At 71.7% G+C, this 240-nt stretch carries 1 protein-coding gene; it reads left to right on the forward strand.

Annotation, left to right across the window (positions count from 1 at the left end):
* The coding region (locus tag L0M99_RS09745; protein WP_238128458.1) for an extracellular solute-binding protein at nt 1–240 on the forward strand (240 nt) is incomplete at both ends.

Here is a 240-nt window from a genome sequence, read left to right on the forward strand (position 1 = left end):
CGCTGGCCGCGCCGTGGGTCCATGCCCAGGCCAAGCCGCTGCGCTTCGCCTGGTGGGGCGGCGCCGGCCGCCACCAGGCGACGCTCGCCGCGCTCAAGCTCTTCGAGCAGCGCCATGGCGCGCGCGTGAAGGCCGAGTACATGGGCTTCAACGGCTACCTGGAGCGCCTGACCACGCAGATCGCCGGCCGCTCCGAGCCCGACGTCATGCAGATCAACTGGGCGTGGCTGGCCATGTTCA

The sequence above is a fragment of the Varibaculum cambriense genome (assembly GCF_022133705.1).
GTDB lineage: Bacteria > Actinomycetota > Actinomycetes > Actinomycetales > Actinomycetaceae > Varibaculum > Varibaculum cambriense_A.